General features: G+C 66.6%; 15 protein-coding genes and 1 tRNA gene. 2 read left to right on the top strand and 14 right to left on the bottom strand.

What is annotated here, in order from left to right; genetic code table 11:
- Positions 1–4: 4 nt before the first annotated feature.
- The 14 genes from nuoF to tsaD all read right to left on the bottom strand — a co-directional run bounded on the left by nuoF (position 5) and on the right by tsaD (position 12,252).
- Complete coding sequence (gene nuoF / locus C6P64_RS08045) at positions 5–1,357, bottom strand: NADH-quinone oxidoreductase subunit NuoF (protein WP_105748042.1); 1,353 nt, start codon at positions 1,355–1,357, stop codon at positions 5–7.
- Positions 1,354–1,878, bottom strand: a complete 525-nt coding sequence (nuoE, locus tag C6P64_RS08040; protein ID WP_105748041.1) for an NADH-quinone oxidoreductase subunit NuoE — start codon at positions 1,876–1,878, stop codon at positions 1,354–1,356. Before nuoE ends, nuoF begins: the two co-directional genes overlap by 4 nt.
- Positions 1,875–3,128 carry an NADH-quinone oxidoreductase subunit D gene (locus tag C6P64_RS08035; protein WP_105748040.1) on the bottom strand — a complete coding sequence of 418 codons (1,254 nt, stop codon included), beginning with the start codon at positions 3,126–3,128 and terminating at the stop codon, positions 1,875–1,877. Before C6P64_RS08035 ends, nuoE begins: the two co-directional genes overlap by 4 nt.
- Positions 3,129–3,154: 26 nt before the next feature.
- The gene (locus tag C6P64_RS08030; RefSeq protein ID WP_105748039.1) at positions 3,155–3,778 is read right to left on the bottom strand and encodes an NADH-quinone oxidoreductase subunit C; all 624 of its coding nucleotides are present in this window, start codon (positions 3,776–3,778) and stop codon (positions 3,155–3,157) included.
- 17 nt (positions 3,779–3,795) lie between these two features.
- Complete coding sequence (locus C6P64_RS08025) at positions 3,796–4,275, bottom strand: NuoB/complex I 20 kDa subunit family protein (RefSeq protein ID WP_105729463.1); 480 nt, start codon at positions 4,273–4,275, stop codon at positions 3,796–3,798.
- Positions 4,276–4,300: 25 nt separating this feature from the next.
- Positions 4,301–4,660 (bottom strand): NADH-quinone oxidoreductase subunit A, encoded by a 360-nt coding sequence (locus C6P64_RS08020; protein ID WP_105748038.1) that lies wholly within the window; start codon positions 4,658–4,660, stop codon positions 4,301–4,303.
- A 40-nt stretch (positions 4,661–4,700) separates the two neighbouring features.
- Positions 4,701–4,785, bottom strand: a tRNA-Leu gene (locus C6P64_RS08015).
- Between the two features lie 125 nt (positions 4,786–4,910).
- Entirely contained in the window at positions 4,911–5,252 is a 342-nt protein-coding gene (secG, locus tag C6P64_RS08010; protein WP_105748037.1) for a preprotein translocase subunit SecG, read from the bottom strand.
- Positions 5,253–5,263: 11 nt separating this feature from the next.
- Entirely contained in the window at positions 5,264–6,031 is a 768-nt protein-coding gene (tpiA, locus tag C6P64_RS08005) for a triose-phosphate isomerase (RefSeq protein WP_105748036.1), read from the bottom strand.
- Between the two features lie 29 nt (positions 6,032–6,060).
- Positions 6,061–7,056, bottom strand: a complete 996-nt coding sequence (locus tag C6P64_RS08000) for an NAD(P)H-quinone oxidoreductase (RefSeq protein WP_105748035.1) — start codon at positions 7,054–7,056, stop codon at positions 6,061–6,063.
- 7 nt (positions 7,057–7,063) lie between these two features.
- Positions 7,064–9,193 carry a polyribonucleotide nucleotidyltransferase gene (gene pnp, locus C6P64_RS07995; protein ID WP_105748034.1) on the bottom strand — a complete coding sequence of 710 codons (2,130 nt, stop codon included), beginning with the start codon at positions 9,191–9,193 and terminating at the stop codon, positions 7,064–7,066.
- 216 nt (positions 9,194–9,409) lie between these two features.
- The gene (rpsO, locus tag C6P64_RS07990; RefSeq protein ID WP_105748033.1) at positions 9,410–9,676 is read right to left on the bottom strand and encodes a 30S ribosomal protein S15; all 267 of its coding nucleotides are present in this window, start codon (positions 9,674–9,676) and stop codon (positions 9,410–9,412) included.
- 131 nt (positions 9,677–9,807) lie between these two features.
- Entirely contained in the window at positions 9,808–11,142 is a 1,335-nt protein-coding gene (locus C6P64_RS07985) for a branched-chain amino acid ABC transporter substrate-binding protein (protein ID WP_105748032.1), read from the bottom strand.
- A 66-nt stretch (positions 11,143–11,208) separates the two neighbouring features.
- Positions 11,209–12,252, bottom strand: a complete 1,044-nt coding sequence (gene tsaD, locus C6P64_RS07980) for a tRNA (adenosine(37)-N6)-threonylcarbamoyltransferase complex transferase subunit TsaD (RefSeq protein WP_105748031.1) — start codon at positions 12,250–12,252, stop codon at positions 11,209–11,211.
- Between the two features lie 81 nt (positions 12,253–12,333).
- On the opposite strand from tsaD, the gene C6P64_RS07975 reads away from it, so the two are divergent.
- Both C6P64_RS07975 and C6P64_RS07970 read left to right on the top strand, forming a co-directional pair.
- Positions 12,334–13,347, top strand: coding sequence for a nitrate- and nitrite sensing domain-containing protein (locus tag C6P64_RS07975; protein WP_170073065.1), 1,014 nt, complete (start codon positions 12,334–12,336; stop codon positions 13,345–13,347).
- On the top strand, positions 13,344–13,967 hold the full coding sequence (locus C6P64_RS07970; RefSeq protein WP_105748030.1) for an ANTAR domain-containing response regulator: 624 nt from the start codon (positions 13,344–13,346) through the stop codon (positions 13,965–13,967). Before C6P64_RS07975 ends, C6P64_RS07970 begins: the two co-directional genes overlap by 4 nt.
- The last annotated feature ends 163 nt before the right edge of the window (positions 13,968–14,130 follow it).

The following is a 14,130-nucleotide window of genomic DNA, read 5'->3' as shown; positions in this document are numbered from 1 at the left end:
GACCTCAGACGTATGCCGGGACCATGCAGGTCTTGTGTTCGATGTGGTGCTCGAACTCGTGCCGGAAATGTTTGATCATGCCGCGCACCGGCATTGCCGCTGCGTCGCCCAGGGCGCAGATGGTGCGGCCCATGATGTTCTCGGCCACGTTGTCGAGCAGCGCCAGATCGCTGGGCTTGCCCTCGCCGCGCTCGATGCGGTCGACCATGCGCCAGAGCCAGCCCGTGCCTTCGCGGCAAGGCGTGCACTGGCCGCAGGACTCGTGCATGTAGAAGTAGGACAGGCGCTGCAGCGACTTGACCATGCAGCGCGTGTCGTCCATCACGATCACCGCGCCCGAGCCCAGCATCGAGCCGGCCTTGGCGATGGAGTCGTAGTCCATCGTGCAGTTCATGATGATGTCGGCCGGCAGCACCGGCGAGGACGAACCGCCCGGAATCACCGCCTTGAGCTTGCGCCCCTGGCGCACGCCACCGGCGAGCTCGAGCAGCTTGGCAAACGGGGTGCCGAGCGGGATCTCGTAGTTGCCCGGACGCTCGACGTCACCGCTGACCGAGAAGATCTTGGTGCCGCCGTTGTTGGGCTTGCCGCACTCGAGGTAGGCCTGGCCGCCGTTGCGGATGATCCAGGGCACCGCCGCGAAGGTCTCGGTGTTGTTGATGGTGGTCGGCTTGCCGTACAGGCCGAAGCTGGCCGGGAACGGCGGCTTGAAGCGCGGCTGGCCCTTCTTGCCCTCGAGCGACTCGAGCAGCGCGGTTTCCTCGCCGCAGATGTAGGCGCCGAAGCCGTGGGCAGCATGCAGCTGGAAGCTGAAGCTGCTGCCCATGATGTTGTCACCCAGGTAGCCGGCCGCGCGCGCTTCCTCGAGGGCTGCCTCGAAGCGCTCGTAGACCTCGAAGATCTCGCCGTGGATGTAGTTGTAGCCGAGCGGAATGCCCATCGCGTAGGCAGCGATGATCATGCCCTCGATCACGATGTGCGGGTTGTGCATCAGGATCTCGCGATCCTTGCAGGTGCCCGGCTCGCCTTCGTCCGAGTTGCATACCAGATGCTTGACGCCCGGGAACTGGCGCGGCATGAAGCTCCACTTCAGGCCGGTCGGGAAACCCGCGCCGCCGCGGCCGCGCAGGCCGGATTCCTTGACCGTCGCGATGACCTGGTCCTGGTTCAGGCCTTCGCCGCCGTCCTGGCCCAGGATCTTGCGCAGCGCGGCATAGCCGCCACGCGCTTCGTAGTCCTTGATCGACCAGTTCTTGCCATTCAGGCCCGCGTAGATCTGCGGGTTGATGTGGCGATCGTGGAAGCAGGTCTCGACGCCGGAGGCGGAGAATTGTTGCAGCACTTGGTTGGCGTTCATGCCTTGCCCTCCGCGGCGCGCAGGTCGTCGATCAGCTGATCGAGCCGGCTGTTGCTCATGAAGCTGCACATGTGGCGGTCGTTGACCAGCATCACCGGCGAGTCGGCGCAGGCGCCCAGGCATTCGGACTGCTGCAGCGTGAACAGGCCGTCGGCCGAGGTCTCGCCCATGTGGATGCCGAGCTTCTGCTCGAGATGGGCCAGCGCCTTCTGCCCGTCGCGCAGCACGCAAGGCAGGTTGGTGCAGACGTTGAGCTTGTACTTGCCCACCGGACGCTGGTTGTACATGTTGTAGAAGGTCGTGACCTCATGCACGGCCATCGCCGGCATGCCGAGGTAGTCGGCGATGCCCTGCTCGGACTCGGGGCTGACCCAGCCCTGCTCCTGCTGCACGATGGACAGGATGGCCATCACGGCCGACTGCTTCTGTTCGGCCGGGTACTTGGCCACTTCGCGTGCGAAACGGGCCAGCGTCGCTTCCGAGAAGGACTGGGCCTGCACGCCTTGCTTGATGGAGCTCATCGGTCAATTTCTCCAAACACGATATCCATGGTGCCGATGATGGCGACCGCGTCGGCCAGCATGTGGCCCTTGGCCATCTCGTCGAGGCTGGCCAGGTGGGCAAAGCCCGGAGCGCGGATCTTGAGCCGGTACGGCTTGTTGGCGCCGTCGCTGACCAGGTAGATGCCGAACTCGCCCTTCGGGTGCTCGACCGCGGCATAGGCCTCGCCCTCGGGGACGTGGAAACCTTCGGTGAAGAGCTTGAAATGGTGGATCAGCTCCTCCATGTTCGACTTCATCGCTTCGCGCGAAGGCGGTGCCACCTTGTGGTTGTCGGTGATGACCGGACCCGGGTTGGCACGCAGCCAGTCGACGCACTGCTTGATGATGCGGTTGGACTGCTTGAGCTCTTCCATCCGGACCAGGTAGCGGTCGTAGGTGTCGCCGGTCTTGCCGACCGGAATGTCGAACTCGACCTTGTCGTAGGCATCGTAGGGCTGCTTCTTGCGCAAGTCCCAGGCAAAGCCGGAGCCGCGCAGCATCGGGCCGGTCAGGCCCATGTTGAGCGCGCGCTCGGGGGAGACGACGCCGATGCCGACGGTACGCTGCTTCCAGATCCGGTTGTCGGTCAGCAGGGTGTGGTATTCGGCCAGGTACTTGGGGAAGCGCTGGGTGAAGTCGTCGATGAAGTCGAGCAGGGAACCCTGGCGGTTCTCGTTCATCTCGGCCATGGCACGCGCATTGCGGATCTTGCTGTGCTTGTACTGCGGCATGGTGTCCGGCAGGTCGCGGTAGACGCCGCCCGGACGGAAATAGGCCGCGTGCATGCGCGCGCCCGACACCGCCTCGTACATGTCGAACAGGTCCTCGCGCTCGCGGAAGGCGTAGATCAGGATGGTCGAGCTGCCGATGTCGTTGCCGTGCGAGCCCAGCCACATCAGGTGGTTGAGCATGCGGGTGATCTCGCTGAACATCACGCGGATGTACTGGGCGCGGATCGGCACCTCGATGCCGAGCAGCTTCTCGATCGCCAGGCAGTAGGCGTGCTCGTTGCACATCATCGACACGTAATCCAGCCGGTCCATGTAGGGCAGCGACTGGATGAAGGTCTTGGTCTCGGCCAGCTTCTCGGTGGCGCGGTGCAACAGGCCGATATGCGGGTCGGCGCGTTGCACTACTTCGCCGTCGAGCTCGAGCACGAGACGCAGCACGCCGTGCGCGGCCGGGTGCTGCGGACCGAAGTTGAGGGTGTAGTTCTTGATTTCAGCCATGATTTCGCCTAAGGGGCATCAGCCCTTCAGTGCAGGCCCCCGTAGTTGTCTTCGCGGATGATGCGCGGCGTGATCTCGCGCGCCTCGATGGAAACCGGCTCGTAGACCACGCGGCGGCGCTCGGCGTCGTAGCGCATCTCGACATGGCCGGTCACGGGGAAGTCCTTGCGGAAGGGGTGACCGATGAAGCCGTAGTCGGTCAGAATGCGGCGCAGGTCCTCATGGCCTTCGAACACGATGCCATAGAGGTCGAAGGCTTCGCGCTCGTACCAGTTGGCCGACGACCAGAGCGGGCACAGCGTGGCAACGACCGGGAAGTCGTCGTCGGCGCAGAACACGCGCACGCGCAGGCGCTGGTTGAGCTCGACCGACAGCAGATGCGCGACCACCGCGAAGCGCTGGCCTTCCCAGGCGCCGTCGCGGTAGGCGGAATAGTCGAGGCCGCAGATGTCGAGCAGCTGGTCGAAGCGGCAGCCCGGCGCGTCGCGCAGCAGCTGCATGGCCTCGAAGTAGTCGGCGGGAGCGACTTCAACGGTGACTTCACCGTGCTCGAGCTTGGTCTTCTTGATCTTGTCGCCGAGCACCTCGGCGACGGTTTGCTGCAGCGCCTCAGGGGCGATCGCCACAGCCTGTGCGGTTGCGTTCGTCATCGGGGGGTCTCCGGCGCTCAAGCGCGCGCAATGGTGTTGGTGCGGCGGATCTTGTTCTGCAGCTGGATGATGCCGTAGATCAGCGCTTCGGCCGTCGGCGGGCAGCCCGGCACATAGACATCGACCGGCACGATGCGGTCACAGCCACGCACCACCGAATAGCTGTAGTGGTAGTAGCCGCCGCCGTTGGCGCAGGAGCCCATCGACAGGACCCAGCGCGGCTCGGCCATCTGGTCGTAGACCTTGCGCAGCGCGGGCGCCATCTTGTTGCAGAGGGTACCGGCCACGATCATGAGGTCGGACTGACGCGGACTGGCACGGAAGACTTCGGCACCGAAGCGGGCGATGTCATAGCGGGCGGTCGCCGCATGCATCATCTCGACCGCGCAGCAGGCCAGACCAAAGGTCATGGGCCAGAGCGAACCGGTTTTGGCCCAGTTCACCACCGAATCGTAGCTGGTGGTGATGAAACCTTCCTTGAAGACGCCTTCGATCATTTGTACTCCTGAGCGCTAGCGCGCTTCATTCCCAGTCCAGGGCACCGATCTTCCAGGCGTAGACAAAGCCCACGAGCAGGTCGATCAGGAACACCACGCCGGTCCAGAAACCGGTCGAACCGATGTCGGTCAAGGCGACCGCCCAAGGGATGAGGAACGCGATTTCCAGGTCGAACAATATGAAGAGGATGGCGATCAGGTAGTAACGCACATCGAACTTCATGCGCGCGTCTTCGAAAGCTTCGAAGCCGCACTCGTAAGGGGAGTTTTTCGCCGCGTCAGGGCGATTGGGGCCTAGTATGTAGCCCAGGACTTGCGGCAGCACACCTACCGCAAGACCGACCAAAACAAACAAGAGTACCGGGAGGTATTGTGCTATGTCCATTTGCTTGTTCCGCGGACGCCTTGCGCGCCCATTGAATTTTTGGTGCCGACGGCGAGACTCGAACTCGCACAGCTTTCGCCACTACCCCCTCAAGATAGCGTGTCTACCAATTTCACCACGTCGGCTATTGTCTTGATACAACTTGTTGCAAGTACCGGGGTACTGCGCTGCACCAATTCGTGTATTCTATCCCGAAAAAATCGCTTTTCTCGGCCGCCCGCAGCTTTTTATGCAGCGGGCGCTTTCGTCATCACTGGCCCGGGATCTGGCCGGCAGCCGGCTGGACCGGAGCCGTCGCCGGCGCGGCAGCAGCGGGCGCCGCGCTCTCGAGCACGCTGCCGCTGCTGGCCGGCTTGGAGTGGCCAAAGTAGGCCAGCGCCAGCGTGCAGACGAAGAACACGGTGGCCAGCACGCCGGTGCTGCGCGACAGGAAGTTGGCGCCGCCGGTGGCGCCGAACAGGCTGGCCGAGCCGCCGCCGCCGAAGGCTGCGCCAGCATCGGCGCCCTTGCCGTGCTGCATCAGGATCAGGCCGATCATGGCCAGCGCGGACAGGATTTGAACGATCAAAAGCAGGTTGAAGAGAATGGTCATGATCTGGTGCTTCAGAGGCCAGCCGCCGCAAGCGGACAGCTGGCAATGATGGAGAGGAATTCGTCGGCCTTGAGCGAGGCGCCGCCGATCAGGCCGCCGTCGATGTCGGACTGGCAGAGCAGTTCGGCGGCATTGCCCGCGTTCATGCTGCCGCCGTAGAGGATGCGGTTGCGGCTCGAATGCGCCGAGGCCGCCTTGAGCTGGGCGCGCAGCACCGCATGCACGGCTTGCGCCTGCTCGGGCGTCGCGGTACGGCCGGTGCCGATGGCCCAGACCGGCTCGTAGGCCACCACGATCTCGCTGGCGCAATGGCCGACGGCGTGAATCACGGCCGACAGCTGGCGCTTGACGACGAACTCGGTGCGGCCGGCTTCGCGGTCGGCCAGCGTCTCGCCGACGCAGACGATGGGCGTGATGCCGGCGGCCAGCGCGCGCTGCGCCTTCTGCGCCACCTGGTCATCGGTCTCGCCATGGTACTGGCGGCGCTCCGAATGGCCGAGGATGACGTAGCGGCAACCGAAGTCGCGCAGCATCGCGGCGGCGACCTCGCCGGTGTAGGCGCCCGACTCGTGGGCCGAGCAGTCCTGGGCGCCCCAGCCGATCGCGCTGCCCTGCAGCAAGGCCTGCAGCTGCGCCAGGTAGGGGGCACTGGCGCAGAGGGCGACATCGGCAGCGGCTGCCTGATCGCCCAGTCCGGCCAGCAGGGCCTGCAGCAGCCCGGCATTGGCGGCCAGGCTGCCGTTCATCTTCCAGTTGCCGACTATCAGTTTCTTCGTCATGCGTGACAAGGAGCAAGGGGGTTGCGGATTCAGGCGGATGCCCAGTCGAGCAGGATCTTGCCGATGTGCCGGTTGGATTCCATCAGCTCATGCGCCTGCGCAGCCTGCGCCGCCGGGAACACCTGATGGATCACGGGCTTGATCTGGCCGGACTCGATCAGCGGCCAGACCACATGGCGCAGCGAGCGCGCGATCGCGGCCTTGAAGGCCAGCGGGCGCGGACGCAGCGTCGAGCCGGTGACCGTCAGGCGCCGGCGCAGCACCTTGCCGGCATTGATCTCGGCCTTGGCGCCACCCTGCACCGCGATGATGACCAGGCGGCCGTCCTCGGCCAGGCAGTCGATCTCGCGCGCCACATAGGGACCGGCCACCATGTCGAGAATGACATCGACGCCGCGTCCGTCCGTCAGACGGGCGACCTCGGCGACGAAGTCCTGCGACTTGTAGTCGATCGCATGGTCGGCGCCGAGCGCGAGGCAGGCCTGCGCCTTCTCGGCGCTGCCCACGGTCACGATGACCTGGGCGCCGCGCGCCTTGGCCAGCTGGATCGCGGTCACGCCGATGCCGCTCGAGCCGCCCTGCACCAGCAGGGTTTCGCCCGGCTGCAGGTGGCCACGCTCGAAGACATTGCTCCAGACCGTGAAGAAGGTCTCGGGCAGGCCGGCGGCCTCCAGGTCGGTCCAGCCCTTGGGCACCGGCAGGCATTGCGCCACCGGGGCGACGCAGTACTCGGCATAGCCGCCGCCGGCCACCAGCGCGCAGACGCGGTCGCCGAGGTGCAAGCCCTCGGCGGCGAGCGCCGCGGCATCGCCCTCGACGATCACACCGGCCACTTCGAGGCCGGGAATGTCGGAGGCACCCGGCGGCACCGGATAGTTGCCGGTGCGCTGCAGCACGTCGGGACGGTTGACGCCCGATGCGCTGACGCGGATCAGCAGCTCGCCAGCGCCCGGCACCGGACGCTCGCGCTGCACCAACTGAAGCACCTCGGGGGCGCCAGGGGTGGTGATCTCGACGGCCTGCATGGCTGGCTTACTGCTGTTGTTGCTGTTGCTGGGCGAACGCTTCGTCGCGATCGATCAGCGCCTTCATCGACAGCTTGACGCGGCCCTTCTCGTCGGTCTCGAGCACCTTGACCTTGACGATCTGGCCTTCGCTCAGGAAGTCGGTGACCTTCTCGACACGTTGGTGCGCGATCTGGCTGATGTGCAGCAGACCGTCCTTGCCCGGCAGCAGGTTGATCAGGGCACCGAAGTCCAGGATCTTGGTGACCGGGCCTTCGTAGACCTTGCCGACCTCGACCTCGGCCGTGATCTGCTCGATGCGGCGCTTGGCCTCGTCAGCCTTGGCCGACTCGGCAGCAGCGATGGTGATGGTGCCGTCTTCCTCGATGTTGATCTGGCAGCCGGTTTCCTCGGTCAGCGCGCGGATGGTGGCGCCGCCCTTGCCGATCACGTCGCGGATCTTCTCGGGGTTGATCTTCATGGTGAAGAGCTTGGGCGCGAAGTCCGAGATCTCGGTCTTGGCTTCGCCCATGGCGCTTTGCATCTTGTCGAGGATGTGCAGGCGGGCTTCCTTGGCCTGGGCCAGCGCGACCTGCATGATTTCCTTGGTGATGCCCTGGATCTTGATGTCCATCTGCAGCGCGGTCACGCCAGCGGTGGTGCCGGCGACCTTGAAGTCCATGTCGCCGAGGTGGTCCTCGTCACCCAGGATGTCGGTCAGCACCGCGAAGCGGTTGCCGTCCTTGATCAGGCCCATGGCGATGCCGGCCACATGGGCCTTCATCGGCACGCCGGCATCCATGAGCGCCAGGCAGCCGCCGCAGACCGAAGCCATCGACGAGGAGCCGTTGGACTCGGTGATCTCGGACACCACGCGCAGGGTGTAGGGGAACTCTTCCTTGGACGGCAGCGCGGCGACCAGGGCGCGCTTGGCCAGGCGGCCGTGGCCGATCTCGCGGCGCTTGGGGCTGCCGACACGGCCGGTTTCGCCAGTGGCGAAGGGAGGCATGTTGTAGTGCAGCATGAAGCGGTCTTCGAACTCGCCAGCCAGCGCGTCGATGCGCTGCGCGTCGCGGTCGGTACCCAGCGTTGCCACGACGAGCGCCTGGGTCTCGCCGCGGGTGAACAAGGCCGAGCCGTGGGTGCGCGGCAGCACGCCGTTGCGGATCTCGATCGGGCGCACGGTGCGGGTGTCGCGGCCGTCGATGCGCGGCTCGCCGGCCAGGATCTGGCCGCGCACGATGCGCGCCTCGATGTCAAACAGCAGGCCTTCGACCTTGACGGCGTCGAACTCGACGCCATCGGCCTTCAGGCCAGCCATGACTTCGGCGTAGGCGCTGCGGCAGGCCTGGGTGCGGGCCTGCTTGTTGCGAATCTGGTAGGCAGCAGCCAGCTTGTCGGCGCCCAGGGCCTCGACCTTGGCGATCAGCGCTTCGTCGCGCGCCGGGGCTTGCCAGTTCCACTCCGGCTTGCCGGCTTCGCGCACCAGCTCGTTGATCGCGGCGATGGCGATATTGCCCTGCTCGTGGCCGAACACGACGGCGGCCAGCATGGTTTCCTCGGACAGTTGCTGCGCCTCGGACTCGACCATCAGCACGGCGGCTTCGGTGCCGGCGACGACCAGGTCCATCTGGCTGTTGTTGCGCGCGGTCTGGCCCGGGTTGAGCACGAACTCGCCGTTGACATAGCCGACGCGGGCTGCGCCGATCGGGCCGTTGAACGGGATGCCAGAGACCGACAGCGCGGCGCTGGTGGCGATCATGGCGGCGATGTCGGCATCAACCTCGGGGTTGAGCGACAGGGTGTGGATCACGACCTGGACTTCGTTGAAGAAGCCTTCCGGGAACAGCGGACGGATCGGACGGTCGATCAGGCGGCTGGTCAGGGTCTCGAACTCGGACGGACGGCCTTCGCGCTTGAAGAAGCTGCCCGGGATCTTGCCGGCGGCGTATGACTTCTCGATGTAGTCGACGGTCAGCGGGAAGAAGTCCTGGCCGGCCTTGGCGTCGGACTTGGCGACGACGGTGGCCAGCACGACGGTACCGTCCATGTCGAGCAGCACGGCGCCGCTGGACTGGCGCGCGATCTCGCCGGTTTCCATGCGGACGGTGTGCTGACCCCATTGGAAGGTCTTGGTGACTTTGTTGAACAGGCTCATGGTTTTCCTAGGATGTTGTGCGCTAAGGGGCAGCGCACGGTGCCTGGAGTCAGGCCCTCAGAACACGATGCCATTCCAGCGCAGCCCCAGGGGACCCCGTTGGAATGACACAGCTTCGCTCTGAAAAGACACAACTCCGATTGAAGGGTTTAAAAGCGCAAAACGCCTGAGTGGCCAAGCAACCCAGGCGTTTCGGTCAGCAAGACAGCGTCAAGTTTACTTGCGCAGGCCCAGCTTCTGGATCAGGGCGACGTAACGCGCAGCGTCCTTGGCCTTCAGGTAGTCCAGCAGCTTGCGACGACGGCTGACCATCTTCAGCAGGCCGCGACGACCGTGGTGGTCCTTGGCGTGAGCCTTGAAGTGCGGCATCAGTTCGTTGATGCGGGCGGTCATGATGGCGACCTGGACTTCCGGGCTACCGGTGTCGTTGGCGCTGCGGGCGTTGGCGGCAATGACTTGCGCCTTGTTGTCGAAAGAGATCATGGTGGTCCTTGTATGACTTGCATCCCGCCGCAGCCTCCTCTTGGGGGCAGCCGCAACGGGCGTGAAACCGCTCGCCGAAATGGCGGGGGTCGCTGATTATAGCGCGGGCCAGGCCGGCCGCGCCAGGGGCTTCAAGGCCGCACCATGCGGCAGCTGTGCGCGTGCGAGGCCGCCTCGGCATTGAGCTGGTGCACGACCCGGAAGCCGTAGCCCGAGCCCTCGACATCGAAGGCCACTCCCTTGGCGCCCTTGCGCTCCATGATCGCGACCATCAGCGGCTGCTGCGCCTGGTGGTCGGCGGCGCGCATCTGCAGGCGCTGGCCGGCCAGGCTGACATCGGCCTGCTCGAGCGCGCGCGCGATGGCCAGCGCGCTCGGGACGGCCGACTGACCCTTGGCAGCGCCCTGCCCCACCGGCTGGGCGGCCGCGCGCTCGATCGCCTGCGCCAGCGCCTCGATCATCAGCTGCATGCGCAGGTGCACGTAATCGTCCTCGGGCTTGGGGAAGCGCTGGCGGAAGGCCTGGTAGAAGGCCTTGCTGGCCTGGCCCAGCGCGTTCGGGAACCATTCGGCCACCGCCAGCACCTGGCCGACGCCGGCATCGCCGATGGCAGCCGGCGCACCGAGCGCGTTGCCATAGAAGGTGTAGAACTTGCCCTCGTAGCCGACCTCGCGCGCGGCCTTGATCAGCAGGGTCAGGTCGTTGCCCCAGTTGCCGGTGATGACGGCCTGGGCGCCGCTGGCCTTGATCTTGGTCGCGTAGGGCAGGAAATCCTTCACGCGCGCCATCGGATGCAGTTCCTCGCCGACGATCTTCACGTCGGGGCGGCGCATCGAGAGCTGGCGCTTGGCCTCGCGCAGCACCGACTGGCCGAAGCTGTAGTCCTGGCCGATCAGGTAGGCGCTGGCGACCTGGCGGTCGTTCTTGAGCACGTCCATCAGCGCGGCCATGCGCATGTCGGCATGGGCATCGAAGCGGAAATGCCAGAAGTTGCAGCGCTCGTTGGTCAGCGCCGGATCGACCGCGGAATAGTTGAGGAACAGCACCTGCTGCGCCGGATTGCGCTCGTTGTGCTTGGCGATGGCCTCGACCAGGGCGCCGGCGACCGCCGAGGAGTTGCCCTGGGCGACGATGCGGATGCCGGCATCGATGGCCGAGCGCAGCGCGGCCAGCGCGTCCTCGATCTGGCCCTTGCTGTCGTAGCGTTCGATGGCCAGAGGAGCCCGGCCACCCGCGAGCTTGACGCCGCCGCGCGCGTTGACGCGCTCGGTCGCCAGCACCAGGTTGCGGTGCACGGCCTCGCCGGTGTTGGCGATCGGGCCCGACAGGCTCTCGATCAGCGCGACGCGGATCGGCGACTGGTCCGGGCTGGCCGCCCGCACCGGCAGCGCCGCCACACCCAGCAGGCCGGCCAGCGCCAGCAGGGAATGGCGGCGGTTGAACGAATGCTTGCGAAGATTCATCATTTCTCCATGGAAAAGCCGCATCCCGGCTGAAACGCAGGCCGGCCGGAATGCGGAAAGCGAGCCCTTTCAGGCCGGCAGGGACAGCTCGGCCAGTGGCCAGCGCGGACGCACGTCGAAGGCGTAGTCGGCGGCGGCCCGGTCGGCCAGGCCGGCCTGGACTCGCATGCCGGCGGCCAGCGCGATCATGGCACCGTTGTCGGTGCACAGATGCAGCTCAGGGTAATGCACGCGCCAGCCGCGCTTGGCGCAGGCGGCATCGAGTTGCTCGCGCAAGCTGGCATTGGCGCCGACGCCGCCGGCGACGACCAGGCGCTTCAAGCCCGACTGCTTGAGCGCGGCGACGGATTTCTTGACCAGCACCTCGACGATGGCGGCCTGGGTCGAGGCGGCCAGGTCGGCCTGGCGCGCGGGCAGCTCGGTGCCAAGCTTCCTGGCCTGGGTGAGCACTGCGGTCTTGAGTCCGGCAAAGGAAAAATCGAGGTCGCCGCTATGCAGCAGCGGGCGCGGCAGCTTGAAGGCCTCCGGGTCGCCCTGCCGGGCCAGGCGCGACAGCGCGGGACCGCCGGGATAGCCCAGGCCGAGCAGCTTGGCCGACTTGTCGAAGGCCTCGCCAGCGGCATCGTCGATGGTTTCGCCGAGCAGCTCGTAGCGGCCGACGCCGTCGACGCGCATGAGCTGGGTATGGCCGCCCGAGACCAGCAGCGCGATGAAGGGGAATTCGGGCGGGTCGGCGCTCAGGAAGGGCGACAGCAGATGGCCTTCGAGGTGATGCACGCCCAGCGTGGGCTTGTCCAGCGCCGCCGCGATCGCGCAGGCGACGCCAGCGCCGACCAGCAGCGCGCCAGCCAGGCCCGGCCCCCGGGTATAGGCGACCAAGTCGACGGCGGCCAGGTCCAGCCCGGACTGCTGCAGGGTGGCTTCGGTCAGCGGCAGCACGCGGCGGATATGGTCGCGACTGGCCAGTTCGGGCACCACGCCGCCGTAGGCCTGGTGCATCTCGATCTGGCTGTGCAGCGCATGGCCGAGCAGGCGCGGCACGGCGCTGCCGCTGGCGTCGACCAGCGCGACGCCGGTCTCGTCGCAGGAGGATTCGATTCCGAGGATCAACATGGGGCAAGTGTAAGCGTGCGGCCATGGTGTGGAACTTGCTTGACAAGGCCGACGGTTTTGTCGCATTCGGGAGAAGCAAGCATGAGGCAAGAAACTGGACATGTCGCAACCCTGCGCCAGCAGGCAGCCAACGCACTGGAATGGTCGCTGTCATGCATCGAACTGGTGCAGGGCTGCACCGATCTGATCGACGAGCTGCAACGCGAGCGCGGCCTCGGCCAGTTGCTGCTGGGCAGCGTGGGCGAGAGCTACGCCTCGGCGCTGCGCGAACAGCTGCAGCTCAGCGAAGAGGCCGAGCAGGCCTTGCGCCGCCAGCTGCTGCGGCTCGAGGCGCTGCCGGCGACGACGGACCCCGGCCAGCTCAAGCTGCAGCGGCTGGGCCTGGCGCTGCTGAACTCGCCCGGCCTGGCCGACCTGGTGCCGCTGCGCCGCGATCTGCTGTTGCTGCGCTGCGCCCGCCAGCAGATGTTCGATGCCTACTGCAGCCTGCTCGCGCAACTGCTGGAGCTGGTCGAGGCCGCCGTCCAGGCGATCCAGGAGCCCGCGCTGGCGCAGGAACTCGCCACCCTGCGGCAGCTGATGTGGGCCAAGGAATACAGCGGACAGGAGCGCGCCAGCGGCGCCGGCCTGTATGCCTCGGCTTGCCACGATGCGCGGGTCTGGCAGCGCATCGTGCAGCTGATCGAGGCCCAGCACCGCTGCGCCTCGGCCTTCATCAGCCGCGCCAGGCCGGGTGCGCGCAAGCGCCTCAAGGACAGCCTGCAACTCGAGACCCAGGCCGAGCTCGAACGGCTGCGCCAGCAGCTGGCCGACAGCGTGGACCAGGCCGCGCTCGACCCGGGCCTGGGCGAGCAGTGGTTCCGCAGCTGCAGCCGGCGCATGAACGAGCTGCGCGAGGTCGAGCGCAGCCTGCTGCAGGAGATGCAGCAGGCGCTGGCCCAGCAGCAGGCCCGCTCGCTCCCGGGCCGGCCTGCCGCCACGCCTGGCCCGAACCGGCTGACGCCCGGCAAGGTCGAGACGGTGCTGCGCACGGCCAAGGCCTGGCTGGCGAGTGCCAGCCCTGGCAGCGCCGTCCAGGACGGCACGCCCGCATGAGCGAATCGCTGCGCATTGTCGTCGTCGCGCCCGATCTCGATATCGCGGACGAGGACCCGCAGGCCTTGCAACAGGCCGAGCGCTCGCGCGCGCTGCGCATCGGCCTGCTGGAAAACGGCTACAACCTGGTCGCGGTGCTGCCGGCCGACCCCTTCCTGACCGAGCGGCTGGCGCAGCTGCACCCCGACCTGGTGATCGTCGATGCCGAAAGCGAGGCGCGCGATGCGCTCGAGCATGTGGTGATGGCCACGCGCGAGGCACCGCGCCCGATCGTGCTGTTCACCAACGACAGCGATACCTCGCAGGTGCGGCATGCGGTGGCAGCCGGCGTCACGGCCTATATCGTCGCCGGGCTCGAGGCGGCGCGCATACGCCCGATCCTGGACGTCGCGCTGGCGCGTTTCGAGCACGAGCAGGCCTTGCGCGCCGAGCTCGACAGCGCGCGCACCGAACTCAGGGAGCGCAAGACCATCGAGCGGGCCAAGGGCCTGCTGATGCAGCGCCAGGGCCTGAGCGAACCCGAGGCCTATGCCCGCCTGCGCAAGACCGCGATGGACAAGGGCCTGCGGCTGCACGAGGTCGCGCAGCGCATGCTCGACGTGATCGACCTGCTGGCCTGAAAGCTGGCACGAATCCTGCTTTTATTTTTTCAAGACCAAGGAAGGTCGACGGACCGACGGCACCCAAGGGCGGGTGCAACAGGTCCAAACCGGACAAAGACGTCCCCATCTGCAGCCATGGCCTCTGGCCGACTGCAGCATGAGGACGTCTTTTTTGTTTTTC

Source organism: Malikia granosa (assembly GCF_002980595.1).
In the GTDB taxonomy this organism is placed as follows: domain Bacteria; phylum Pseudomonadota; class Gammaproteobacteria; order Burkholderiales; family Burkholderiaceae_C; genus Malikia; species Malikia granosa.
The sequence above is the reverse complement of the archived record's forward strand: the minus strand, read 5'-3'. Positions and strand labels throughout refer to the sequence as shown.

What these genes read in the sequence shown, in the direction of transcription:
- nuoF (WP_105748042.1), bottom strand. Translation starts at nt 1,357, where the DNA reads ATGAACGCCAACCAAGTGCTGCAACAATTCTCCGCCTCCGGCGTCGAG.
- nuoE (WP_105748041.1), bottom strand. Translation starts at nt 1,878, where the DNA reads ATGAGCTCCATCAAGCAAGGCGTGCAGGCCCAGTCCTTCTCGGAAGCG.
- C6P64_RS08035 (WP_105748040.1), bottom strand. Translation starts at nt 3,128, where the DNA reads ATGGCTGAAATCAAGAACTACACCCTCAACTTCGGTCCGCAGCACCCG.
- C6P64_RS08030 (WP_105748039.1), bottom strand. Translation starts at nt 3,778, where the DNA reads ATGACGAACGCAACCGCACAGGCTGTGGCGATCGCCCCTGAGGCGCTG.
- C6P64_RS08025 (WP_105729463.1), bottom strand. Translation starts at nt 4,275, where the DNA reads ATGATCGAAGGCGTCTTCAAGGAAGGTTTCATCACCACCAGCTACGAT.
- C6P64_RS08020 (WP_105748038.1), bottom strand. Translation starts at nt 4,660, where the DNA reads ATGGACATAGCACAATACCTCCCGGTACTCTTGTTTGTTTTGGTCGGT.
- secG (WP_105748037.1), bottom strand. Translation starts at nt 5,252, where the DNA reads ATGACCATTCTCTTCAACCTGCTTTTGATCGTTCAAATCCTGTCCGCG.
- tpiA (WP_105748036.1), bottom strand. Translation starts at nt 6,031, where the DNA reads ATGACGAAGAAACTGATAGTCGGCAACTGGAAGATGAACGGCAGCCTG.
- C6P64_RS08000 (WP_105748035.1), bottom strand. Translation starts at nt 7,056, where the DNA reads ATGCAGGCCGTCGAGATCACCACCCCTGGCGCCCCCGAGGTGCTTCAG.
- pnp (WP_105748034.1), bottom strand. Translation starts at nt 9,193, where the DNA reads ATGAGCCTGTTCAACAAAGTCACCAAGACCTTCCAATGGGGTCAGCAC.
- rpsO (WP_105748033.1), bottom strand. Translation starts at nt 9,676, where the DNA reads ATGATCTCTTTCGACAACAAGGCGCAAGTCATTGCCGCCAACGCCCGC.
- C6P64_RS07985 (WP_105748032.1), bottom strand. Translation starts at nt 11,142, where the DNA reads ATGATGAATCTTCGCAAGCATTCGTTCAACCGCCGCCATTCCCTGCTG.
- tsaD (WP_105748031.1), bottom strand. Translation starts at nt 12,252, where the DNA reads ATGTTGATCCTCGGAATCGAATCCTCCTGCGACGAGACCGGCGTCGCG.
- C6P64_RS07975 (WP_170073065.1), top strand. Translation starts at nt 12,334, where the DNA reads ATGAGGCAAGAAACTGGACATGTCGCAACCCTGCGCCAGCAGGCAGCC.
- C6P64_RS07970 (WP_105748030.1), top strand. Translation starts at nt 13,344, where the DNA reads ATGAGCGAATCGCTGCGCATTGTCGTCGTCGCGCCCGATCTCGATATC.